This window comes from Pseudomonas sp. TE3786, assembly GCF_054057335.1.
Genome location: NZ_JBSRZF010000004.1, coordinates 151,474 through 174,088 on the forward strand (window position 1 = coordinate 151,474; position 22,615 = coordinate 174,088).

Here is a 22,615-nt window from a genome sequence, read left to right on the forward strand (position 1 = left end):
GCCTCAGCTGGCGCGCAGCACCTTGCCGGTGGCCAGGTCGCGAATCACGCTGGGGTTTTTGCGCCCGCCAAGGGCACCGGTAAGCACGGCGTCGAGCTGGTCCGGAAAGTACTGCTGGATGCGTAGGCTGTTGCGCGCCGGCAGCTTGCCGGCCGGGTTGGCCGAAGTGGAAACCAGCGGGCCGACCATGGCACACAGGTCGCGCACCAACGGGTGGTCGCTGACCCGCAATGCCACAGTTTCATGTTCGCCGGTGATCCACGTCGGCAGCATGTTCTGGTGCGGCACCAGCCAGGTGTTCGGCCCCGGCCAGGTGCTGGCCAGACGGTCGATCCACAGTTCCGGGAAGTCTTCGAACAGAAAGTCGAACTGGTGGATGCTGTCGGCCACCAGAATCAGGCCCTTTTCCACCGGGCGCTGCTTGAGCGCCAGCAGACGCTCGACCGCCCGCGCATCCCAGGGATCGCAACCCAACCCCCACACGGCTTCTGTGGGATAGGCGATCACGCCGCCATCGCGCACTACGCGCGCTACCTGTTTGACACGCCAACTGCTGATCATCGCCACCTCGGTGTATGTCGAACTGCCGGCAGTGTACCCAACCGCCGCTTAACGGCCCACCCAGACGCCACCCTCACTGGCCACCCGACCCTCCAGCTCGAGTTCGGTCAGCGCTGCCAATACCTTGGGCAAGGCCCAGCCACTGGCGACGGCCAGCGCCTCACTGCTGTGGGGTGCGGCAAATAGCAGTTGCAACAGCGGGTGCTTGGTCGCCGCTGGCTTGGGTGTGGGTGTGGGTGCCAGGTTCTGCCAGCCGCGCAGGCCTTCAAGGATATGTTCGACACACTCCACCAGCGCCGCGCCATCGCGAATCAGCTGGTGACAACCACGGGCCCCGGGGTGGTGAATAGAACCGGGAATGGCGTACACCTCCCGGCCCTGCTCCAACGCCAGGCGTGCAGTGATCAGCGACCCGCTGGAAGGGCTGGCTTCCACCACCAGCACGCCCAGCGACAGGCCGCTGATAATGCGATTACGCAGCGGAAAGTTGGCGGCCAGGGGCGGGCTGTCCAGGGGCAGTTCGGAAACCAGTGCGCCGCCTTCGGCAATGATCCTGGTCGCCAGCTGGCGGTGACGTGGCGGATACACCTGCTCAAGGCCGGTGCCCACCACCGCAATGGTTCTGCCCCCCGCAGCAAGGGCACCCTGGTGGGCGGCACCGTCGATGCCCAGGGCCATGCCGCTGGTAATCACAAAACCACCGGCCGCCAGGCTGCGGGCAAAGGCGCTGGCGGTGTCCATCCCCGGTTTGGATGCGCGGCGGCTGCCGACGATGGCCAGTTGCGGTTGCTGCAGCAGCACCGGGTTGCCGGCGATAAACAGCATGGGCGGCGCGTCCGGCAAGTCGGCGAGCAGGGCGGGGTAGTCGGGATCGTCCCACATCAACAGATGCTGATCGGGCTGTTGCAGCCAGTGCAGGCTGGCGTTTACCCGTTGGCGCACGGCTTCGTCGCGCCGCGCCGCGGCGCATGCCGGCGGCAGCTTCAATGCACGCCAGGCAGCAGCCGGCGCACTGAGGGCCGAGGAGGCATTACCAAAGGCATTGATCAAGGTGCGAAAACGTCGGCCACCCAGCTCGGGCAAGCAGTGCAAACGCAGACGGGCTTCCAGTTCAGCGGGAGAGGTTTCTGACATCTTGATCATCCTTGATCGAGTTAAGGGATTTTTCCTACATGAGCCCAGAAACAAAAACCCCCGCATTTGCGGGGGTTCGTGTGATTACGGGTTACGTATCTTGTCCATCGTTTCAAGCTGCCTGGTGGCCTGAAGCACCAGACCGTAGCTGAGCTTTTCGTAGGTATGGAACACCATCAGCAGACCGGCGCGTTCGTCCGGGATCTTCACCTGCTCACCGGTGACGCGGTCACGTACGGTTTCGCCAGTCTTGTAGACCGCCAGCACGTTGCCTTCCACCAGACCGTCGCGCTTGCCCTTGTTCAGGGTAACCACGTCGAACTGACCGATCTGCGACACACCACGTGGAACGTCGAGGATCAGGCCACGGATTTCAGTGGTCGGCGCACTCGGCATAAAGGTGGAGTTGACGTGACGCTCTTCGGTGGGGAACAGACGGTCACCGTTGCGCACTTCCTGGGTAGTGCGGCTCAAGGTGAGTGTGGCGACGCCATCTTCCTCGGCGACCACTTGGCCAGAGCCCACGTCATCGGCGTTGATACCAAGGAACTCCTTGGTATCCGGGTCGGTGTAGGTACGGCCCTGACGGAAGATGCCATAAACCGGATGCTGCTCGTCGAAGGTACCGCGAGCGTAGACGCGGTCACCGGCGCCGCTGACTACGCGCTCGGCCGTGCCGGCAACCACGTAGTTGGCTTTGATGAAGTCTTCGTCGCTATCGACAATGCGGTTTTTCAGCAGGAAGCTGTCGATGGCTTCCAGCGGAATGGTTGGAATGGCCTGGGCCATCGGAGTGGTACGAACCTGCGGTGACAGTTTGATGGTGCCGCGCGACTCGCCACGGTTAAGCATCAGACGCGGTTGACCATCGACGTACACCAGGGAGAGCTGGTCGCCCGGGTAGATCAGATGGGGGTTTTCAACCTGTGGATTGGCGTGCCAGATCTCTGGCCACTTCCACGGTTCACTGAGGAACTTGCCGGAAATATCCCAGAGGGTGTCACCCTTGACCACGGTATAGCGGTCCGGATGGCCTTCCTTGAGCTGCACTTCGGCCTGAGCCAAGCCAGTGGCGGCTAGGAGTAGCAGGGCGAGTAGTGATTTCCTCATGCGGTGAATCCCTTTATTATGTGTCTTCACGTAGAACGCCCAAGGGCTGCTCCGAAAGCCTCGGAAGCCGCGGCCTGAAGCCGTTTTTCAATGCTGCTCAGCATATTAGCAGCGGATTTTGACTTTATTCCACAAGTGCATCACACAACGCATATGGCAATCTTAAACATCCTCGAGTTTCCCGACCCGCGCCTGCGAACCATCGCCAAGCCCGTAGACGTGGTTGACGACGCTTTGCGTCAGTTGATCGACGACATGTTTGAAACCATGTACGACGCACCGGGCATTGGTTTGGCGGCCACCCAGGTGAATGTGCACAAGCGCGTGGTGGTGATGGACCTCAGCGAAGAGAAAAACGAACCGCGGGTTTTTATCAATCCCGAGTTCGAATCGCTGACCGAAGAAATGGATCAGTACCAGGAAGGCTGCCTCTCGGTGCCAGGCTTCTACGAGAACGTCGACCGTCCGCAGAAGGTCAGGATCAAGGCGCTGGACCGCGATGGCCAGCCCTATGAACTGATCGCCGAAGGCCTGCTCGCAGTGTGCATCCAGCACGAGTGCGACCACCTCAACGGCAAGCTGTTCGTCGACTACCTGTCTACGCTCAAGCGCGACCGGATCAAGAAGAAGCTGGAAAAAGCGCACCGCCAGCAGGCCTGAGATGCCTCTTCATAAAGGCTTGCTACGGCAAGCCTTTTTTATTTTCGAGACCCAAGTGAGCCCCACATGAGCCAAGCACTGCGCCTCGTTTTCGCCGGCACCCCCGAGTTTGCCGCCGAACACCTCAAAGCCCTGCTCGCCAGCCAGCACGAGATTGTGGCGGTGTACACCCAGCCGGATCGTCCGGCCGGCCGTGGGCAAAAACTGATGCCCAGCCCGGTCAAGCAGTTGGCCCTGGAGAACAATATTCCGGTACTGCAGCCGCCAACCTTGCGTGACCCCGCCGCCCAGGCCGAGCTGGCCGCTCTGAATGCGGATCTGCTGGTGGTGGTCGCCTATGGCCTGATCCTGCCGCAGGTGGTGCTCGATACCCCGCGCCTGGGTTGCATCAATAGCCACGCCTCGCTGCTGCCACGCTGGCGCGGCGCAGCGCCGATCCAGCGCGCCGTGCAAGCCGGCGACGCCGAGAGCGGCGTCACCGTGATGCAGATGGAAGCCGGTCTGGACACCGGTCCGATGTTGCTCAAGGTCAGCACAGCCATTACCCACGAAGACACCGGCGGCAGCCTGCACGACCGCCTCGCCGAACTCGGCCCACCGGCCGTATTGCAGGCCATCGCCAGCCTGGCCGCCGGCACCCTGCAGGGCGAAGTGCAGAACAACGACCTGGCTACCTACGCGCACAAGCTCAACAAGGACGAAGCCCGTCTGGATTGGAGCCGCCCGGCCGATGAGCTGGAGCGCCTGATCCGTGCCTTCAATCCCTGGCCGATCTGCCATAGCACCCTGAATGGCGAGGCGTTGAAAGTGCTGGCTGCGCAACCGGCCGAGGGCCACGGTGCGCCCGGAGAGATCCTGCAAGCCAGCCGCGACGGTTTGCTGGTTGCCTGTGGTGCCGGCGCTTTGCGTCTGACCCGCCTGCAACTACCCGGCGGCAAAGCGTTGAATTTCGCCGACCTGTTCAATAGCCGCCGCGAGCAGTTCGCCGTCGGCACTCTGCTGGGAGCCGGCGCATGAACCCGCGTCTGGCGGCGGCCAATGCCCTGGCTACGGTGCTCGCGGGCAAGGCCTCGCTGAACAGCTCGCTGCCCAAGCAACTGGATAAGGTCGAGGCACGCGACAAGGGCCTGACCCAGGATCTGGCCTTTGGCACCGCCCGCTGGCAACCGCGCCTCAGTGCCCTGGCCGAACGCCTGCTGCAAAAACCCTTCAAGGCGGCCGATCGCGATGTCGAAGCGCTGCTGCTGGTGGGCCTGTACCAACTGCTCTACACCCGCATTCCCGCCCACGCGGCCATCGGTGAAACGGTTGGCGCCGCCGAGAAGCTGAAAAAACCCTGGGCCAAGGGTCTGCTCAATGCCGTGCTGCGCCGCGCCCAGCGCGAAGCGGAAGCCTTGCTGGTGGAAATCGACCACGACCCGATGGCCCGTACCGCCCACCCGCGCTGGCTGCAGAAGGCGCTCAAGGGGTTCTGGCCCGAGCAGTGGGAAGCCATCTGCGCTGCCAACAACGCGCACCCGCCGCTGATTCTGCGGGTCAACCGCCGCCTCGGTAGCCGCGACGAGTACCTCGCCGAACTGCAACGCGTGGGCTTCGAGGCCAGCGCCTGCCCATTCAGTCGCGATGGCATCGTGCTCGCCGAAGCCTGCGACGTCACCACCCTGCCGGGCTTTGCCGAAGGGCGGGTGAGCGTGCAGGACGAAGCGGCACAACTGGCAGCCGATCTGCTCGAACTGGCCCCAGGCCAACGGGTGCTGGACGCCTGCTGCGCCCCCGGCGGCAAGACCTGCCATCTGCTTGAGGCTGAGCCAGCCCTGGGTGGCGTGGTGGCCATCGATCTGGAAGCCAAGCGCCTGGTGCGGGTAAAGGAAAACCTTGCACGCCTGGGGTTGAGCGCCGAATTGATCGCCGCCGATGCGCGGCAGACCGAGGTCTGGTGGGACGGCAAACCCTTCCAGCGCATTCTGCTCGATGCCCCCTGCTCGGCCACCGGGGTGATCCGTCGTCACCCGGATATCAAACTGACCCGCCAGGCCGACGACATTCCCGCCCTGGCCACGCTGCAAGGCGAGCTGCTCGACGCCCTGTGGCCGACCCTCGAAGTCGGCGGCATGCTGGTGTACGCCACCTGCTCGACCTTGCCCACGGAAAACAGCGAAGTGGTCGGTGCCTTTCTCGCCCGCACCCCCGGTGCCCGCGAGCTGGATATCGCCGGCCAATTGGGCCAGCAGCCTCCCGGCCTGAAGCAACCCCACGGTCGCCAGCTGCTGGCGCAAGAGGGCGGTCACGATGGGTTCTATTACGCCAAACTGATCAAGATCGCCGCCTCGGCACGCGGCTAGCGGCAGCCTGTGCAGCCGCTGCCCAGGTCTGCTATTTTCGGGGCCGCTCACTGTAGGTCTAGGGATACACACGGATGAAGATCATTATTCTCGGCGCTGGTCAGGTCGGTGGCACCCTGGCTGAACACCTCGCCAGTGAGCACAACGACATCACCGTGATCGACACCGATGGCGACCGTCTGCGTGACCTCGGTGATCGCCTGGATATCCGCACCATCCAGGGCAAGGGTTCATTTCCTACCGTGCTGCGCCAGGCCGGCGCTGATGACGCCGACATGCTGGTGGCAGTGACCAACAGCGATGAAGTGAATATGGTCGCCTGCCAGGTGGCCTACACCCTGTTCCACACCCCGACGAAAATTGCCCGCGTGCGCGAAGCGGCGTACCTGACCCGTTCCGGTCTGTTCGATAACGACGCCATTCCGGTGGACGTGCTGATCAGCCCGGAACAGGTGGTGACCAATTACATCAAGCGCCTGATCGAGCATCCCGGCGCGCTGCAGGTGATCGACTTTGCCGAAGGCAAGGCGCAACTGGTGGCGGTCAAGGCCTACTACGGCGGCCCGCTGGTGGGCCAGCAACTGCGCCAGTTGCGTGAGCACATGCCCAACGTCGATACCCGCGTCGCCGCGATTTTCCGCCGCGACCGGCCGATCCTGCCCCGTGGCGACACGGTGATCGAAGCCGATGACGAGGTGTTCTTTATCGCGGCCAAAGCGCATATCCGCGCAGTGATGAGCGAAATGCGCCGCCTGGAAGACAACAACAAACGCATCGTCATCGCCGGCGGCGGCCATATCGGCGAGCGCCTGGCGGAGGCCATCGAAAGCCGTTACCAGGTCAAAATCATCGAGATGAATCCGGCGCGCTGCCGTTATCTGTCCGAGACCCTGGACAGCACCATCGTGCTGCAGGGCAGCGCCTCGGATCGCGATCTGCTGGTGGAAGAGAACATCAGTGACGCCGATATCTTTCTGTCGCTGACCAATGATGACGAAGCGAACATCATGTCCTCGTTGCTGGCCAAACGGCTGGGCGCGCGCAAGGTGATGACGCTGATCAACAACCCGGCCTATGTCGACCTGGTGCAGGGCGGCGAGATCGACATCGCCATCAGCCCGCAGCTGGCCACCATCGGCACCTTGCTCGCCCACGTGCGCCGTGGCGATATCGTCAGCGTGCACTCCTTGCGGCGCGGCGCGGCGGAAGCCATCGAGGCGATTGCCCATGGCGATGCCAAATCGAGCAAGGTGATCGGGCGCGCCATCGAAGACATCGCCTTGCCACCGGGCACCACCATCGGCGCCCTGGTGCGTGATGAGGAAGTGCTGATCGCCCACGACGATACGGTGATCGAGTCGGGCGACCATGTGATTCTGTTTCTGGTGGACAAGAAGTACATCCGCGACGTCGAGCGCCTGTTCCAGGTCGGCCTGACGTTCTTCTAAAGGAGCACCCTGATGCTCGACTCGCTGGAAAAAATGCTCGGCAAAGGCGTCGACAACGCCTTGCTGCGCTTCGGCCTGGGCAAGGGCTATCTGGATCTCAACGAGCACGCCACGGCAGCAGAACACCTGCAGCGCTGCGTCGAATTCGACCCCGCCTATTCGGCGGCGTGGAAGTTATTGGGCAAAGCCCATCTGGCGCTGGGTGACTTAGCCGCCGCGCGAACCGCCTGGGAGCAGGGCATCAGCGCCGCGCAAGGGAAGGGCGACAAGCAGGCGGAAAAGGAAATGACGGTGTTCTTGCGCAAGCTCGACAAACTCAGGTGATCCGCAGGTTGGGCTGAGCGCCGCAAACCCTAACGCTGCAACGCTCACGCCCTGCTGGGCTTCGCCTTCGGCTCACGCTGGCTACGCATCGTGCTGAAAGATCAGGCCAACGCCGCTGGGTTCGAAGCGCACCACTTCCAGGCGCACCACGGGGGCTTCTACGGGCAGCCCCTGAACCTGACCGGTGAACACTTCGCCGATGTTCAGCAGGCTCCGCGCATCATCGATCACCACAAATACGCCACTTTCGGAAATATCGCGGGTAGTCACCATCATTTGGCCGTGCACCGGATGGTCAATGCGCAACTGAACCTTGAGGGGGCTGCGGCGGAACTCGCGCTTGTTATCCATGCTTATCCTGTCATGTCCGGGCGTCGGTGCTCAGACAGTAATAGCTATCCGGCGGCGCATCAATACCACTTCTTCTCGCCTTCCGGACGCTTCTTGAAACGCTTCATGGTCCACATGTACTGGCTGGGGTAGGCGCGCACATAACGCTCGACCACCTGGCTCATGGCGGCCACGGCTTCCTGGGTGTCTTCGCTGTACATACCCTCGGGGGCAGCCTCCAGGATCACCTTATAGCCCGAGCCATCCTCCAGGCGCAGGGCATGCAGAAATACGCCGACGGCCTTGCCACCGGCCAGCATGCCGGGGACGAATTTGCTGGTGAGCGCCTGAATGGCCAGGAAGGGCACAAACAGACCGGCCGACAGGCTCGGCTCCGGATCCGCCGGAATACCCACCGAACCGCCTTTGCGCACTTCCTTGATAACGCTGAGGATGCCTTCCTTGGTGGAAGGTGCCACACGGTTGCCCAGTTGCACCCGCTGTTTGCGCAGCAGGTCGTCAACGGCTTTGAGTTTCGGCGGACGGTAGAAAATGATCGGTTTGCACTGGTTGCAGTAGAAGTGGTTGAGCACTTCCCAGTTGCCCAGGTGGCTGGTGATGCCGACCACCCCTTTGCCCGAGGCCAGGGCCGCCTGGAGCACCTCCAGACCTTCCACCTGGCGCACCAGCTTCAGCGATTTTTCTGCCGGCCAGACCCAGGCGCAGGCACTTTCGGTAAGGGTCCTGCCGATATCCATCAGGCTCTTTTTCAGCAGGCGCTCATGGGCGGCGGCGTCCAGCTCGGGGAAGCACTTGCGCAGATTGATATCCGCGACGTTGCGCGAACCATTGGGAAAGCGCCACATCAGCCACCCGATAACCCCGCCCAGGCCTTGTACCGCGCGCCATGGCAACAAGGCGAACAGGCGCAGAAAGCCCACGATCAACGCACCTTTGAACTTCTCCACCGGACATTCCCCGAATTCGAACAGGGGCGCATTGTAACCACCTTGAGGCGGTTCGGTTATCACCGGGAAGGCCGGAGCTCTTTGTAGGAGCGGCTTTAGCCGCGATGCTTTTATAAACAAGAGCATCGCGGCTGAAGCCGCTCCTACAGGAGTTCGTTAGCTGCTCAACTCGGCGTAGCGGCTGCAATCCTGGGTATGGTCCATCACCATGCCGGTGGCCTGCATAAAGGCGTAGCAGATGGTCGGCCCCACGAAGGTGAAGCCGGCCTTTTTCAGCGCCTTGCTCATGGCTTCGGCTTCGGGAGTTACCGCCGGCACATGGCTGCGACCGGCGAAGTGATTGACCTTGGGCACGCCGCCGACAAACGACCAGAGTAACCCTGCCGGGTCCGCCAGCCGCAGCCAGGCCTGCGCATTCTTGCGCGCGGCCTTGAGCTTCAGGCGATTGCGAATGATGCCGGGATCTTGCATCAGCCCTTCTATTTCTTCGTCGCTAAGCGCTGCCAGCCGCTGCGGGTCAAAGCCGAACAACACCTGGCGATAGCGTTCGCGCTTCTTCAATACGGTGATCCACGACAGCCCGGCCTGGAACCCTTCGAGCAGCAGCATTTCGAACAGGTGCGCAGGGTCGCGTTGTGGAACGCCCCATTCCTGGTCGTGGTAGGTGATGTACAGCGGGTCGTCATTGCACCAGAAGCAGCGTGGCATAGGGCTCCTAGGGGAGGGTGAGGGTGGTTTGCGGGGTGAATCGGGTATACTCCCGCCCTTTCTGTCGCAGCCTCAGTACAGGTGAATTTAGTGAGCCAGCCTACGCCTGCCGTGCGCACCTTCCAAGACTTGATCCTCGCCCTCCAACAGTACTGGGCCGAACAAGGTTGTGTGGTGCTTCAGCCCTACGATATGGAAGTCGGCGCCGGCACCTTCCACACCGCCACGTTTCTTCGCGCCGTCGGCCCGGAAACCTGGAACGCCGCCTATGTGCAACCCAGCCGCCGTCCCGGTGACGGCCGTTACGGCGAAAACCCTAACCGCCTGCAGCACTACTACCAGTTCCAGGTGGTGCTCAAGCCGAACCCGGATAACTTCCAGGAGCTGTACTTAGGCTCGCTGAAACGCATCGGTCTCGATCCGCTGGTACACGACATCCGTTTCGTTGAAGACAACTGGGAATCGCCGACCCTCGGTGCCTGGGGTCTGGGCTGGGAAATCTGGCTCAACGGCATGGAAGTCACGCAGTTCACCTACTTCCAGCAAGTAGGCGGCATCGAGTGCTACCCGGTGACCGGTGAGATCACCTACGGTCTCGAGCGTCTGGCCATGTACCTGCAGGGTGTGGACTCGGTCTACGACCTGGTGTGGACCGACGGCCCGTTCGGCAAGGTCACCTACGGCGACGTGTTCCATCAGAACGAGGTGGAACAGTCCACCTACAACTTCGAACACGCCAACGTCGAGAAACTGTTCGAGCTGTTCGATTTCTATGAAAGCGAAGCCAACCGTCTGATCGAGCTGCAACTGCCGCTGCCGACTTACGAAATGGTGCTCAAGGCCTCGCACACCTTCAACCTGCTGGATGCTCGCCGCGCGATTTCGGTGACTGCCCGTCAGCAATACATCCTCCGCGTTCGGGCCCTGGCCCGTTCGGTAGCGCAGAGCTACCTGCAAGCTCGCGCGCGCCTTGGTTTCCCGATGGCGGCGCCGGATCTGCGCGATGAAGTATTGGCCAAGCTGGAGGCAGCAGAATGAGTGCACAAGATTTTCTGGTAGAGCTGGGCACTGAAGAGCTGCCACCCAAAGCCCTGAAAACCCTCGGTGACGCCTTTCTGGCCGGCATCGAGAAAGGCCTGAAAAGCGCAGGCCTGAGCTACAGCGGCAGCCGCGTGTATGCAGCGCCCCGTCGTCTGGCCGTGATCATCGATCAACTGGCCGTGCAGCAGCCGGATCGCAGCGTGAATCTGGACGGCCCGCCCGTACAGGCCGCCTTCGACGCCGACGGCAACCCGACGCAGGCCGCCCTCGGTTTCGCGAAAAAATGCGGGGTGGATATCTCCGCCATCGACCGCAGTGGCGCCAAGCTGAAGTTCAGCCAGAGCATTCCCGGCCAGGCGGCTGTGGGCTTGCTGGCCGGTATCGTCAGCGCCTCGCTGAACGACCTGCCGATTCCCAAGCGCATGCGCTGGGGCGCGCGCAAAGAAGAATTTGTCCGTCCAACCCAGTGGCTGGTGATGCTGTTTGGCAACGACGTGGTCGACTGCGAGATCCTCGCGCAGAAGGCCGGCCGCGAATCCCGTGGTCACCGTTTCCATCACCCGGACAGCGTGCGCATCAGCTCGCCGGCCAATTACCTCGAAGATCTGCGCAGCGCCTATGTGCTCGCCGACTTCGCCGAGCGCCGCAGCCTGATCAGCAAGCGCGTCGACACCCTGGCCGCCGAGCAAAACGGCAGCGCCATCGTGCCGCCGGCTTTGCTCGATGAAGTGACCGCTCTGGTGGAGTGGCCGGTGCCGCTGGTGTGCTCGTTCGAGGAACGCTTCCTCGCCGTGCCCCAGGAAGCCCTGATCACCACCATGCAGGACAACCAGAAGTACTTCTGCCTGCTGGATGGCAATGGCAAGTTGCTGCCGCGCTTTATCACCGTGGCCAACGTGGAAAGCAAAGACCCGGCGCAGATCATTTCCGGCAACGAGAAGGTGGTTCGCCCACGCCTGACCGACGCCGAGTTCTTCTTCAAGCAGGACAAGAAGCAGAAGCTCGATAGCTTCAATGCCCGTCTGGCCAATGTGGTCTTCCAGGCCCAGCTGGGCTCGGTTTTCGACAAGGCCGAACGTGTATCGCTGCTGGCGGCATTTATTGCTGCACGCATCGGCGGCGATAGCCATCGCGCTGCCCGTGCCGGCCTGCTGAGCAAGTGCGACCTGGCTACCGAAATGGTTGGCGAGTTTCCGGAGATGCAAGGCATCGCCGGCTACTACTACGCCCTCAATGACGGCGAGCCGGAAGACGTCGCTCTGGCCCTCAACGAGCAATACATGCCCCGCGGTGCCGGTGCCGAGCTGCCAAGCACCCTGACCGGTTCGGCCGTGGCCATCGCCGACAAGCTGGATACCCTGGTGGGCATCTTCGGCATCGGCATGCTGCCTACCGGCAGCAAAGACCCCTACGCACTGCGCCGCGCAGCACTGGGCATTCTGCGCATCCTGATCGAGAAGAAGCTCGACCTCGATCTGGTCGCCACCATCGGCTTCGCCATCGAGCAGTTCGGCGCCAAGGTCAAGGCCGATGGCCTGGCTGCTCAGGTGCAGGACTTTATCTTCGACCGCCTGCGTGCGCGTTATGAAGACGAAGGCGTGGAAGTGGCGGTGTACCAGGCCGTGCGTGCGGTAAACCCGGTGTCGCCACTGGACTTCGACCAGCGCGTACAAGCGGTGCAGACCTTCCGTGCGCTGCCGGAAGCGCAAGCCCTGGCAGCGGCCAACAAGCGCGTTTCCAACCTGCTGAGCAAGGCCGAGGGCAACGTGGCGGCGAACATCGAAGCGCACTACTTCGATTCACCCAGCGAGTTCTCCCTGAATGCCGCGATTCAGCAAGCCGACCATGCCGTACAGCCGTTGGCGCAAGCCCGTCTGTATAGCGAGGCACTGGCGCAACTGGCCGCCCTTCGTGAGCCGGTGGACGCGTTCTTCGCCGCGGTGATGGTAAATGCCGACGACCCGTCGGTACGTGCCAACCGTTATGCCCTGTTGGCCAAACTGCGTAGCCTGTTCCTGGGCGTCGCCGATATCTCGCTGCTGGGGTAAGCCGTGAAGTTGCTGATACTCGACCGTGATGGGGTGATCAACTACGACTCCGACGCCTACATCAAAACGCTGGAGGAGTGGATTCCGCTCCCCGGTGCCGTCGAGGCCATTGCGCAATTGAGCAAGGCTGGCTGGACGGTGGCAGTGGCCACCAACCAGTCCGGCCTGGCGCGCGGTTATTACTCGGCAGCCGTCCTGGATTCGATGCACGCGCGTTTGCGTGAGCTGGTGGCAGAGCAGGGCGGCGAACTGGGGCTGGTGGTGCACTGTCCGCATGGGCCGAATGACGGCTGCGACTGCCGCAAACCCAAACCCGGCATGCTGAGAACCATCGCTACGCATTACCAGACAGATCTTGCAGACGTTTGGTTTGTCGGCGACAGTCGAGGTGACCTGGAAGCGGCATTGGCCGTCGATTGTCAGCCTGTGTTGGTGAAGACCGGCAAAGGCGAAAAAACCCTGGGCACGGAATTGCCGCAGGGGACGTTGATATTTGACGATTTGGCGGCGGTTGCCGCGCAGTTACTCCACACCCAATAGGCGGGGATTGCCCGCGACGGATAACGCTAAATGTCGATCGTGCTGGCCATCAGAATCTTCCTCTTCTATATCCTCCTCGGCGTCAGCGCCTTGCTCTGGTGCAGCCTGAGTTTCTTTATCGCACCGTTCCAATCCTTTGAAGCGCGCTATCGGTTTATCAACGTCAACTGGTGCCGTTTTGCGGTCACGCTGACCGAAGTGATGCTCGGCATCCGCTACCAAGTGCACGGCGCAGAAAACGTGCCGGCTCAGCCTTGCGTGATCCTCTCCAAACACCAGAGCACCTGGGAAACCTTTTTCCTCTCCTGCTATTTCGCGCCGCTGAGCCAGGTGCTGAAACGTGAGTTGCTGTACGTGCCGTTCTTCGGCTGGGCCATGGCCATGCTCAAGCCCATCGCCATCGACCGCAACAACCCCAAAGCCGCATTGAAAGAACTGGCAAAGCAGGGCCATGAGCGCCTGCAGCAAAAGATCTGGGTGCTGATTTTCCCTGAGGGCACCCGCGTGCCGGCCGGGCAGATTGGCAAGTTCTCCCGCGGCGGCGCTGCACTGGCGGTGAACGCCAACCTGCCGGTACTGCCGATTGCTCACAACGCCGGCGAGTTCTGGCCCAAGCAAGGCTGGGGCAAAACCCCCGGCACCATTCAGGTGAAAATCGGCCCGGTGATGTACGCCGAAGGCACCGGCCCGCGGGCCATCGCTGAACTCAATGAGCGTGCGTTTAACTGGGTAGAGCAAGCTCAGCGCGACATGGGCGCCTTGTATGGCGACAATCCCATCCGCGAAACGCCGGTTCAGCTCTAGCAACCAATTGATTTAAAAAGAAAAGCCCCGGCCAGTGTGCCGGGGCTTTTACGTTAGGCCGATCACTTCACAGATTTTCATCACCCGCCAAGGCTGTAACGCCACGTTAATCAAGCATCCCTACTCTCGGTGTGCTTGAGTATCTCGTCGGTTCAGCGCTGCTGGCAGTAGTCGCGAGAAGCAAATCCTCTTCCTGCCCATCTGCATAAGGATTCTTCAGATGACTACTGCCTTACCTTTGGCGCTGTCCCTCGCCGTGTCCGCGGCACTGCTATCTTTCTCCGCTACCAGCTCGGCCCATGATCAGGACGAGAAAGTCAGCAAGAGTCTGTACAACCGCGAAGCTCGCGGCGATATCACTGAATACGCCGGCGCTCGCCGCGTAGGTCGCGACCTGACCGACTCGATCAAAGCCTCGCTGTCCAATCGCAAGGCCAAGAATGTGATTCTGCTGATCGGCGATGGCATGGGCGATTCGGAGATCACCCTGGCACGGAATTACGCCGAAGGCGCTGGCGGTTACTTCAAAGGCATCGACGCCCTGCCACTGACCGGCCAATACACCCATTACGCTCTGCACAAAGACACCGGTAAACCGGATTACGTGACCGACTCGGCGGCGTCCGCCACCGCGTGGTCCACCGGGGTTAAAACCTACAACGGTGCTCTGGGGGTGGATATCCACGAGAAGCCGCACCAGACCATCCTCGAACTCGCGAAGCTGCGCGGCATGGCCACCGGCAACGTTTCCACCGCAGAGCTGCAGGACGCGACCCCAGCGGCTTTGTTCTCCCACGTCACCGGGCGCAAATGCTACGGCCCGGTGGCCACCTCCGTGCAATGCCCAAGCAACGCCTTGGAGAAGGGCGGTGCCGGCTCGATCACCGAGCAGCTGCTCAATGTGCGTCCTGACGTCACCCTGGGTGGCGGCGCCGCCACCTTCGCGGAAGTGGCCAAGGCTGGTAAATGGTCCGGCAAAACTTTGCGCGACCAGGCTGCTGCCCGTGGCTTCGTACTGGTTGAAGACGCTGCCGCGCTGAAGAAAGTCCGTGTCGCTAACCAGAAGCAGCCGGTGATTGGTCTGTTCTCGCCAGGCAATATGCCCACCCGCTGGACCGGCCCGACAGCTACCTACCACGGCAATCTGACCCAAGCCCCGGTGACTTGCCAGCCAAACACCGCGCGTACTGCCAGCACACCAACCCTGGCAGAAATGACCGTCAAAGCCATCGACCTGCTCAAAGACAACCGCAACGGTTTCTTCCTGCAGATTGAAGGAGCGTCCATCGACAAACAGGACCACGCCGCCAACCCATGCGGCCAGATAGGCGAAACCGTTGACCTCGACGAAGCCGTGCAAATGGCTCTGGCCTTCGCCAAAGCCGACGGCAACACCTTGGTGATCGTTACCGCGGACCACGCGCACTCCAGCCAGATCGTTGCCCTGGAAACCTCGGCCCCAGGTTTGACCCAAGCGCTGAACACCAAAGACGGCGCGGTGATGGCGGTGAGCTACGGCAACTCGGAAGGATCTTCGCAGGAGCACACCGGTACCCAATTACGGGTGGCGGCTTATGGCCCGCACGCGGCTAACGTGACTGGGCTGACGGACCAGACGGACTTGTACTTCACCATGCGTAACGCGCTGGGTCTGAAGTAAGCCGGGTTTAAACGGCCACGGCTGGCCGTTATTCGCGCTTAAAACAAAAACCCCAGCTCACGGCTGGGGTTTTTGTTTATACGGTGTAAACCGGGGCTTAGAAGTCCAGGTTCGACACCGCCAAGGCGTTGGCTTCGATGAAGTCGCGGCGCGGTTCCACTTCATCACCCATCAGGGTGTTGAAGATCTGGTCGGCGCTGATGGCGTCTTCAATAGTCACTTTCAGCATGCGGCGTGCATCCGGGTCCATGGTGGTTTCCCACAGTTGGTCCGGGTTCATTTCGCCCAGCCCTTTATAGCGCTGGATGCTGTGACGCTTGGTGCTCTCGGCCAGAAGCCAGGTGAGCGCTTCTTTGAAGGTGGTAACCGGCTTCTTGCGTTCGCCACGTTTCACGTAGGCACCTTCTTCCAACAGACTGTTCAACTGGTCGCCGAGCGTGGTGACGGTCTTGTAGTCGTTACTGGCGAAGAAATCGCGGTTGAAGGTGACGAAGTTGGAGACGCCGTGGGAAATCAACTCGACTTCCGGCAGCCACAGGTGACGTTCCTGGTCTTCACGCAGGTTGGTTTTGTACACCAGCCCGGATTTCTCCATGGTGCGCAGACGCTCGTTGAGCTTCTCCAACCAGGCTTGCATGCCGGCTTGGTCGCTCAGATTGTCCAGGCTTACGGCCGGCAGGTACACGAAGTGCTCGGTGAGCTCTTGCGGGTAGATGCGCGACAGGCGCTTGAGGGTCTTCATCACCATGCGGTAGTTGTTGACCAGCTTCTCCAACGGCTCGCCGCCGATGCCAGGATCGTTTTCGTTGACGTGCAGGCTGGCATCTTCGAGGGCCGACTGGGTCATGTATTCCTCCATGGCCTCGTCGTCCTTGATGTATTGCTCTTGCTTGCCTTTCTTCACTTTGTACAGCGGCGGCTGAGCGATATAGATGTAGCCACGCTCGACCAGCTCAGGCAGTTGGCGAAAGAAGAAGGTCAACAGCAGCGTACGGATGTGCGAGCCGTCGACGTCGGCGTCCGTCATGATGATGATGTTGTGGTAGCGCAGTTTGTCGATGTTGTACTCGTCACGACCGATACCGCACCCGAGGGCGGTGATCAGCGTGCCGACTTCCTGCGAGGAAATCATGCGGTCGAAACGTGCGCGTTCCACGTTCAGAATCTTCCCTTTGAGGGGCAGAATCGCTTGGGTCTTGCGGTTACGTCCCTGCTTGGCGGAGCCGCCAGCAGAGTCCCCTTCCACCAGGTACAGTTCGGAGAGGGCAGGGTCTTTCTCTTGGCAGTCGGCCAGTTTGCCCGGCAGGCCGGCGATATCCAGCGCACCTTTGCGACGGGTCATTTCCCGCGCTTTACGAGCCGCTTCACGGGCACGCGCGGCGTCGATCATCTTGCCGACCACTGCCTTGGCTTCGTTGGGATTTTCCAACAGGAAGTCGGAGAAGTACTTGCCCATTTCCTGCTCGACCGCGGTTTTCACTTCGGAGGAGACCAGCTTGTCTTTGGTCTGCGAGCTGAATTTCGGGTCCGGTACTTTTACCGAAATGATCGCGGTCAGGCCTTCACGGGCATCGTCACCAGTGGTGGCGATCTTGTGTTTCTTGGCCAGACCTTCCTGTTCGATGTAGGCGTTCAGGTTACGGGTCAGGGCCGAGCGGAAGCCAGCCAGGTGAGTACCGCCGTCACGCTGAGGAATGTTGTTGGTGAAGCAGAGCAGGTTCTCGTTGAAGCTGTCGTTCCACTGCAGAGCGACTTCCACACCCACACCGTCATCACGCTGGACGTTGAAGTGGAACACCTGGTTGACCGCAGTCTTGTTGGTATTCAGGTATTCAACGAATGCACGCAGACCACCTTCGTACTTGAACAGCTCTTCCTTGCCGCTGCGCTCGTCCTTAAGGACGATGCCGACACCGGAGTTCAGAAAGGAGAGTTCACGTAGACGCTTGGCCAGAATATCCCAGCTGAAATGGATGTTCTGGAAGGTTTCGGCGGACGGTTTGAAGTGGATTTCAGTACCGGTTTTATCGGTATCGCCTACGGTGCGCATCGGAGCCTGAGGCACACCGTGCACATAAGTTTGCTCCCAGACTTTGCCGCTTCGACGGACCGTCAGCAGCAGCAATTCGGAGAGCGCGTTCACCACGGATACACCTACACCGTGCAAGCCGCCAGACACCTTATAGGAGTTGTCGTCGAACTTACCGCCGGCGTGCAGCACGGTCATGATGACTTCAGCTGCGGAAACGCCTTCTTCTTTATGCACATCAACCGGGATACCGCGACCGTTGTCGCGCACGGTGATGGATTCGTCCGGATGGATGATGATGCTGATATCGTCGCAATGCCCAGCTAAGGCTTCGTCGATGGAGTTATCGACCACCTCAAAAACCATATGGTGCAGACCGCTACCATCGTCGGTGTCCCCGATATACATACCAGGCCGCTTGCGTACGGCGTCCAGGCCTTTCAGCACTTTAATACTGGACGAGTCGTACGTTTGATTTTCGCTCATGCCTTCACTCCCGATGGTCGTGGGTCTGGGTGATACAACCATGTTCCACGTGGAACATGGCTACCGGCGTATCCGTGCGCCAGCTACCCCGCAACAATTCATGGTCTACACAGGTGATAAATACCTGGCAGTTCAAATCTTCTAATAAACGACACAACGCGTTTCGGTGCTGCTCATCCAATTCGGATGGCAAGTCATCCACCAGGTAAACGCACTGGCCGCGTCGCGCCTGGCTAACCAGATGCCCTTGAGCAATTCGCAGGGCACATACCACTAACTTCTGTTGGCCCCGCGAAAGAATTTCAGCGGCGTTATGACCGCCCAACCGCAACCGCAGATCCGCGCGTTGAGGACCAGCCTGGGTATGACCGAGCTGCTGGTCGCGCTGAAGTGTAGTGTTCAGTACAGTCTGCAAATCTCGGTCTTTATCCCATCCGCGGTAGTAACTGAGGGTCAATCCCTCAAGCTCCACCAGCTCCCGCAAAACCCTTTCGAAAACCGGCTTAAGCGCCTGAATATAACTGCGGCGATATCCATCGATCTCATCGCTGGAAATGCACAACTCGCGGTCCCAGGCGGCCTGCGAAGCGGCGTCAAGTGTACCATGCCGAAGCCATGAGTTTCGCTGCCGCAGGGCCTTCTGGAGCCTTTGCCAGGCCGGCAAAAAGCGAGGTTCCACGTGGAACACTCCCCAATCGAGAAATTGCCGGCGAATCTTCGGTGCCCCTTCCAACAAACGAAAGCTATCCGGGTTGATTACTTGAAGCGGTAAGGCTTCGGCCAACTGCGCGGCACTCTTGGCATTCTGACCATCGATACGAATCTGGAATTCGCCCTGACGATCTCGCGACACACCAAGATTGCTGTGCCCCCCTTCAGCCAAATCGACCTGACCGAAAACCGTGCACGCGTCCTGCTGGTATTGGATAACCGGCAATAAGCGGGCACTGCGAAAAGAACGAGCAAGGCCAAGTAAATGGATGGCTTCCAGCAGGCTGGTTTTACCACTGCCGTTAGCGCCAGAAAGGATATTGATGCGGGGGGAGGGGGAGAGGGTCACCGGGTGCAAATTGCGCACCGCGGTGACCGTGACGCGACTGAGGGACATCTAGGCTCAATTCAGGATCAGAGGCGCATCGGCATGACAACATAAGCGGAGTCGTCGTTGTCCGACTCTTGAACCAGCGCACTGCTGTTGGAATCCGACAGAATCAGGCGAACCTGTTCGGTGGTCATCACACCCAACACGTCGAGCAGATAGCTCACGTTGAAACCGATCTCCAGCGAGCCACCGTTGTAGTTAACGGCCACTTCTTCTTCCGCTTCTTCCTGCTCGGGGTTGTTCGCCTGGATCTTCAGCAAGCTGTTAGCCAACTGCAGACGGATACCACGGTACTTCTCGTTGGACAGAATCGCGGTGCGGCTGAACGCTTCGCGCAGGGCCTGACGGTCACCCAACACCAACTTGTCGCCACCTTTTGGCAGCACGCGTTCGTAATCAGGGAACTTGCCGTCGACCAGTTTCGAGGTAAAGGTGAACTCACCCGTAGTGGCGCGGATGTGGTGCTGGCCAAGAACGATATCGACAGTGCCATCTTGCTCAGTGAGCAGACGCGCCAGTTCGAGAATACCTTTACGCGGCACGATGACCTGATGACGATCGGCCTGTTCAATACCGGCTTCCATCGAGCACATCGCCAGTCGGTGACCGTCGGTGGCGACGGCGCGCAAAATGCCGGTTTGTACTTCGATCAGCATACCGTTCAGGTAATAACGAACGTCTTGCTGAGCCATGGCAAAACTGGTTCGTTCGATCAAACGACGCAGTTTGCTCTGGACCAGGGTAAAGGTGAACGAGCCTGGGCCTTCTTCCACAGTTGGGAAGTCGTTGGCAGGCAGGGTCGAAAGGGTGAAGCGGCTGCGGCCGGCCTTGACCACCAGCTTGGTCTCATCGACGCGGATATCGATCAACGCATCGTTCGGCAAGCTCTTGCAGATATCCATCAGCTTGCGTGCCGGCACGGTGATTTCGCCAGGCTCAGCCGGCTCTTCCAACGTCACCCGACCAACCAGCTCAACCTCAAGGTCGGTACCGGTCAGCGAAAGCTGTTGGCCATCGACCACCAGCAGCACGTTAGACAGCACCGGCAGCGTCTGCCGGCGTTCAACCACGCCAGCGACCAGTTGCAACGGTTTCAACAGGGCTTCGCGTTGAATAGTGAAATGCATGGTCTAGTCCCTTTGCCTCGTGGGCTGCGTAATGGGTCAGGTGGTCAGCGTGCGCAGCAGGTTCTTGTAGTCCTCGCGGATGTCCGCGTCGGATTCCCTAAGTTCAGCAATCTTACGGCATGCGTGCAACACAGTGGTGTGATCACGCCCGCCGAAAGCATCGCCGATTTCCGGCAGGCTATGGTTGGTCAATTCTTTGGATAACGCCATAGCGACTTGTCGCGGGCGCGCCACCGAACGAGAGCGGCGCTTGGACAACAAGTCTGAAATTTTGATTTTGTAGTACTCAGCCACGGTGCGCTGAATGTTGTCGACGCTCACCAGTTTGTCCTGGAGCGCCAACAGATCTTTCAGCGACTCGCGAATCAACTCGATGGTGATATCGCGGCCCATAAAGTGTGCATGGGCGATTACCCGCTTCAACGCACCCTCAAGCTCGCGAACGTTGGAACGAATGCGTTGGGCAATAAAGAAGGCGGCATCGTGAGGCAGATCGACTTTGGCCTGATCGGCCTTTTTCATCAGAATCGCCACGCGGGTTTCCAGCTCAGGAGGCTCGACCGCAACGGTCAGGCCCCAGCCAAAACGCGACTTCAAGCGCTCTTCCAAACCTTCGATTTCTTTCGGGTAACGATCGCTGGTGAGAATCACCTGCTGACCGCCCTCCAGCAAGGCGTTGAACGTGTGAAAGAACTCCTCCTGTGAGCGTTCCTTCTTGGCAAAGAACTGGATGTCATCGATTAGCAACGCATCCACCGAACGATAGAAACGCTTGAACTCGTTGATCGCATTCAGCTGCAACGCCTTGACCATATCGGCCACGAAACGCTCCGAATGCAGGTACACCACTTTGGCGTTGGGATTCTTCTTTAATAGATGGTTACCCACCGCATGCATCAAGTGGGTTTTACCCAAGCCCACGCCGCCGTAAAGGAACAACGGGTTGTAGCCATGCTTGGGGTTATCCGCCACCTGCCAGGCTGCAGCCCGCGCCAGCTGGTTCGATTTACCTTCGACGAAGTTCTCGAAGGTAAAGGTTCGATTGAGATAGCTGGTGTGCTTAAGCGCGCCTTCGACCTGCACGGTACGTTCGGTACGGATCGGAGCGGTCTGCGAACTGGCACCAGCCATCGGGTCGAAACTGGCTCGTGACGGCTCGCTGGAGCCTGCCAACGCAACGGGCTCTTCGCGTGCCGGCGTGCTGACGCTTGCAGCACTCGGCTGCGCAGGTGCCGAAACCGGTATCGGCGTACGTGCTACTGCAGCACGCTTGCTACCTATTAATAAGGAGATCGCCGGTGCCATACCGTCGCTACGCTCATGCAGCAGCTCCAGCAACCGACTCATGTACTTTTCATTGACCCAATCAAGTACAAAACGATTGGGCGCAAATACGCGCAGCTCATCACTGGAGGCTTCAACCTGCAGTGGACGAATCCAGGTATTGAATTGCTGGGCCGGCAGCTCATCGCGTAGAAGCTCTACACACTGCTGCCAAAGTTCCACAGACACAGAAATCCCCTAAGCCAAATAGACCACAAGGGCCAAAACTGCCGGCATTGTACCCACACCAGCGACTAGTTATCCACACGCTGGAACAAGTTTTCCGTGCGTAAAATCAAGGTGTTATTCAATTTTAACCAGTGTAGCAGCGCCGCAAATAAACCCTGTGGATAACAGTGCGTAAACTGGGGGGGGAAAGCCTGGGGAGAACCCGTGGGATAACTGGCCTGTGGATAAAACCCTATTCCATCCCCAGCTTATGCGCAGCTCCGGCACAGCCTGCACACCTGTTCTGGACAGGGTTATCATTCGGCGAAGCCCCCGGTTCTAGTAGGTCTCAGAACCTTATCCACAGAATATTGCTGGCTAAGAGTAGTTAATATTTCAAAAAAGATTTAAATCTCTCTTTCTTATATTCTTTATCTACCAAACTATTCATATCGACAGAATGCTGGTTGGAAATTGACCTGACCGCCTGGTTTCTCTAGAATTGCCGGTCTCTTAAAACGGGGGCCATTCCGGCCCGTTGTCGACCACCCAGGTAACGCACCATGAAACGCACTTTCCAACCAAGCACTATCAAGCGCGCTCGCACCCACGGCTTCCGTGCCCGTATGGCCACCAAGAACGGTCGTGCTGTTCTGTCCCGTCGTCGCGCCAAAGGCCGTAAGCGTCTGGCAGTCTGATAAT

Annotated in this window: 21 protein-coding genes; 11 read left to right on the top strand and 10 right to left on the bottom strand. The window is 60.1% G+C overall.

What is annotated here, in order from left to right:
* Positions 1-3: 3 nt before the first annotated feature.
* The 3 genes from ACVW0Y_RS06870 to ACVW0Y_RS06880 form a co-directional block, all read right to left on the bottom strand.
* The gene (locus ACVW0Y_RS06870; RefSeq protein WP_457436966.1) at positions 4-561 is read right to left on the bottom strand and encodes an L-threonylcarbamoyladenylate synthase; all 558 of its coding nucleotides are present in this window, start codon (positions 559-561) and stop codon (positions 4-6) included.
* 48 nt (positions 562-609) lie between these two features.
* Positions 610-1,695 carry a DNA-processing protein DprA gene (gene dprA / locus ACVW0Y_RS06875; RefSeq protein ID WP_457436967.1) on the bottom strand — a complete coding sequence of 362 codons (1,086 nt, stop codon included), beginning with the start codon at positions 1,693-1,695 and terminating at the stop codon, positions 610-612.
* Between the two features lie 84 nt (positions 1,696-1,779).
* The gene (locus ACVW0Y_RS06880) at positions 1,780-2,805 is read right to left on the bottom strand and encodes a LysM peptidoglycan-binding domain-containing protein (protein ID WP_457436969.1); all 1,026 of its coding nucleotides are present in this window, start codon (positions 2,803-2,805) and stop codon (positions 1,780-1,782) included.
* Between the two features lie 153 nt (positions 2,806-2,958).
* Here ACVW0Y_RS06880 and def point away from each other — a divergent pair, with 153 nt between their 5' ends.
* From def to ACVW0Y_RS06905, 5 genes are all read left to right on the top strand, one after another.
* Positions 2,959-3,465, top strand: coding sequence for a peptide deformylase (def, locus tag ACVW0Y_RS06885; RefSeq protein WP_457436970.1), 507 nt, complete (start codon positions 2,959-2,961; stop codon positions 3,463-3,465).
* Positions 3,466-3,531: 66 nt separating this feature from the next.
* Complete coding sequence (gene fmt / locus ACVW0Y_RS06890) at positions 3,532-4,482, top strand: methionyl-tRNA formyltransferase (protein WP_457436972.1); 951 nt, start codon at positions 3,532-3,534, stop codon at positions 4,480-4,482.
* A complete protein-coding gene (rsmB, locus tag ACVW0Y_RS06895; protein WP_457436973.1) occupies positions 4,479-5,807 on the top strand; it encodes a 16S rRNA (cytosine(967)-C(5))-methyltransferase RsmB in 1,329 nt (442 codons plus the stop codon). Before fmt ends, rsmB begins: the two co-directional genes overlap by 4 nt.
* 74 nt (positions 5,808-5,881) lie before the next feature.
* Positions 5,882-7,255, top strand: a complete 1,374-nt coding sequence (gene trkA / locus ACVW0Y_RS06900) for a Trk system potassium transporter TrkA (protein ID WP_108095227.1) — start codon at positions 5,882-5,884, stop codon at positions 7,253-7,255.
* 9 nt (positions 7,256-7,264) lie between these two features.
* On the top strand, positions 7,265-7,579 hold the full coding sequence (locus ACVW0Y_RS06905; protein ID WP_457437174.1) for a tetratricopeptide repeat protein: 315 nt from the start codon (positions 7,265-7,267) through the stop codon (positions 7,577-7,579).
* 81 nt (positions 7,580-7,660) lie between these two features.
* On the opposite strand, the gene ACVW0Y_RS06910 is transcribed toward ACVW0Y_RS06905, so the two are convergent.
* The 3 genes from ACVW0Y_RS06910 to ACVW0Y_RS06920 all read right to left on the bottom strand — a co-directional run bounded on the left by ACVW0Y_RS06910 (position 7,661) and on the right by ACVW0Y_RS06920 (position 9,585).
* Entirely contained in the window at positions 7,661-7,930 is a 270-nt protein-coding gene (locus tag ACVW0Y_RS06910; RefSeq protein WP_457436975.1) for a PilZ domain-containing protein, read from the bottom strand.
* Between the two features lie 59 nt (positions 7,931-7,989).
* Positions 7,990-8,877, bottom strand: a complete 888-nt coding sequence (locus ACVW0Y_RS06915; protein ID WP_457436976.1) for a lysophospholipid acyltransferase — start codon at positions 8,875-8,877, stop codon at positions 7,990-7,992.
* A gap of 156 nt (positions 8,878-9,033) precedes the next feature.
* On the bottom strand, positions 9,034-9,585 hold the full coding sequence (locus tag ACVW0Y_RS06920; RefSeq protein ID WP_457436978.1) for a DNA-3-methyladenine glycosylase I: 552 nt from the start codon (positions 9,583-9,585) through the stop codon (positions 9,034-9,036).
* Between the two features lie 90 nt (positions 9,586-9,675).
* On the opposite strand from ACVW0Y_RS06920, the gene glyQ reads away from it, so the two are divergent.
* The 5 genes from glyQ (at position 9,676) to phoA (ending at position 15,678) form a co-directional block, all read left to right on the top strand.
* The gene (glyQ, locus tag ACVW0Y_RS06925; protein ID WP_457436979.1) at positions 9,676-10,623 is read left to right on the top strand and encodes a glycine--tRNA ligase subunit alpha; all 948 of its coding nucleotides are present in this window, start codon (positions 9,676-9,678) and stop codon (positions 10,621-10,623) included.
* A complete protein-coding gene (gene glyS, locus ACVW0Y_RS06930) occupies positions 10,620-12,674 on the top strand; it encodes a glycine--tRNA ligase subunit beta (RefSeq protein WP_457436980.1) in 2,055 nt (684 codons plus the stop codon). Before glyQ ends, glyS begins: the two co-directional genes overlap by 4 nt.
* A gap of 3 nt (positions 12,675-12,677) precedes the next feature.
* Entirely contained in the window at positions 12,678-13,214 is a 537-nt protein-coding gene (gmhB, locus tag ACVW0Y_RS06935) for a D-glycero-beta-D-manno-heptose 1,7-bisphosphate 7-phosphatase (protein ID WP_457436982.1), read from the top strand.
* A 30-nt stretch (positions 13,215-13,244) separates the two neighbouring features.
* Positions 13,245-14,018, top strand: a complete 774-nt coding sequence (locus tag ACVW0Y_RS06940; RefSeq protein ID WP_457436983.1) for a lysophospholipid acyltransferase family protein — start codon at positions 13,245-13,247, stop codon at positions 14,016-14,018.
* A gap of 220 nt (positions 14,019-14,238) precedes the next feature.
* Positions 14,239-15,678, top strand: coding sequence for an alkaline phosphatase (gene phoA, locus ACVW0Y_RS06945; RefSeq protein WP_457436984.1), 1,440 nt, complete (start codon positions 14,239-14,241; stop codon positions 15,676-15,678).
* A gap of 97 nt (positions 15,679-15,775) precedes the next feature.
* Here the strand turns inward: phoA and gyrB are convergent, their stop codons facing one another.
* From gyrB to dnaA, 4 genes are read right to left on the bottom strand one after another with little or no spacing between them, the layout of a single operon-like run.
* On the bottom strand, positions 15,776-18,193 hold the full coding sequence (gene gyrB / locus ACVW0Y_RS06950) for a DNA topoisomerase (ATP-hydrolyzing) subunit B (protein ID WP_457436985.1): 2,418 nt from the start codon (positions 18,191-18,193) through the stop codon (positions 15,776-15,778).
* Positions 18,194-18,197: 4 nt separating this feature from the next.
* Complete coding sequence (gene recF / locus ACVW0Y_RS06955; protein ID WP_457436986.1) at positions 18,198-19,301, bottom strand: DNA replication/repair protein RecF; 1,104 nt, start codon at positions 19,299-19,301, stop codon at positions 18,198-18,200.
* A gap of 17 nt (positions 19,302-19,318) precedes the next feature.
* A complete protein-coding gene (dnaN, locus tag ACVW0Y_RS06960; RefSeq protein WP_457436988.1) occupies positions 19,319-20,422 on the bottom strand; it encodes a DNA polymerase III subunit beta in 1,104 nt (367 codons plus the stop codon).
* Positions 20,423-20,458: 36 nt separating this feature from the next.
* Positions 20,459-21,934 carry a chromosomal replication initiator protein DnaA gene (gene dnaA / locus ACVW0Y_RS06965; protein ID WP_457436990.1) on the bottom strand — a complete coding sequence of 492 codons (1,476 nt, stop codon included), beginning with the start codon at positions 21,932-21,934 and terminating at the stop codon, positions 20,459-20,461.
* Between the two features lie 542 nt (positions 21,935-22,476).
* Between dnaA and rpmH the strand changes: the two genes are divergently transcribed.
* Positions 22,477-22,611, top strand: coding sequence for a 50S ribosomal protein L34 (gene rpmH / locus ACVW0Y_RS06970; protein WP_002551315.1), 135 nt, complete (start codon positions 22,477-22,479; stop codon positions 22,609-22,611).
* The last annotated feature ends 4 nt before the right edge of the window (positions 22,612-22,615 follow it).

Coding starts and splice junctions, on each gene's coding strand:
- ACVW0Y_RS06870 (WP_457436966.1), bottom strand. CDS start 561: ATGATCAGCAGTTGGCGTGTCAAACAGGTAGCGCGCGTAGTGCGCGAT.
- dprA (WP_457436967.1), bottom strand. CDS start 1,695: ATGTCAGAAACCTCTCCCGCTGAACTGGAAGCCCGTCTGCGTTTGCAC.
- ACVW0Y_RS06880 (WP_457436969.1), bottom strand. CDS start 2,805: ATGAGGAAATCACTACTCGCCCTGCTACTCCTAGCCGCCACTGGCTTG.
- def (WP_457436970.1), top strand. CDS start 2,959: ATGGCAATCTTAAACATCCTCGAGTTTCCCGACCCGCGCCTGCGAACC.
- fmt (WP_457436972.1), top strand. CDS start 3,532: ATGAGCCAAGCACTGCGCCTCGTTTTCGCCGGCACCCCCGAGTTTGCC.
- rsmB (WP_457436973.1), top strand. CDS start 4,479: ATGAACCCGCGTCTGGCGGCGGCCAATGCCCTGGCTACGGTGCTCGCG.
- trkA (WP_108095227.1), top strand. CDS start 5,882: ATGAAGATCATTATTCTCGGCGCTGGTCAGGTCGGTGGCACCCTGGCT.
- ACVW0Y_RS06910 (WP_457436975.1), bottom strand. CDS start 7,930: ATGGATAACAAGCGCGAGTTCCGCCGCAGCCCCCTCAAGGTTCAGTTG.
- ACVW0Y_RS06920 (WP_457436978.1), bottom strand. CDS start 9,585: ATGCCACGCTGCTTCTGGTGCAATGACGACCCGCTGTACATCACCTAC.
- glyS (WP_457436980.1), top strand. CDS start 10,620: ATGAGTGCACAAGATTTTCTGGTAGAGCTGGGCACTGAAGAGCTGCCA.
- ACVW0Y_RS06940 (WP_457436983.1), top strand. CDS start 13,245: ATGTCGATCGTGCTGGCCATCAGAATCTTCCTCTTCTATATCCTCCTC.
- phoA (WP_457436984.1), top strand. CDS start 14,239: ATGACTACTGCCTTACCTTTGGCGCTGTCCCTCGCCGTGTCCGCGGCA.
- gyrB (WP_457436985.1), bottom strand. CDS start 18,193: ATGAGCGAAAATCAAACGTACGACTCGTCCAGTATTAAAGTGCTGAAA.
- recF (WP_457436986.1), bottom strand. CDS start 19,301: ATGTCCCTCAGTCGCGTCACGGTCACCGCGGTGCGCAATTTGCACCCG.
- dnaN (WP_457436988.1), bottom strand. CDS start 20,422: ATGCATTTCACTATTCAACGCGAAGCCCTGTTGAAACCGTTGCAACTG.
- rpmH (WP_002551315.1), top strand. CDS start 22,477: ATGAAACGCACTTTCCAACCAAGCACTATCAAGCGCGCTCGCACCCAC.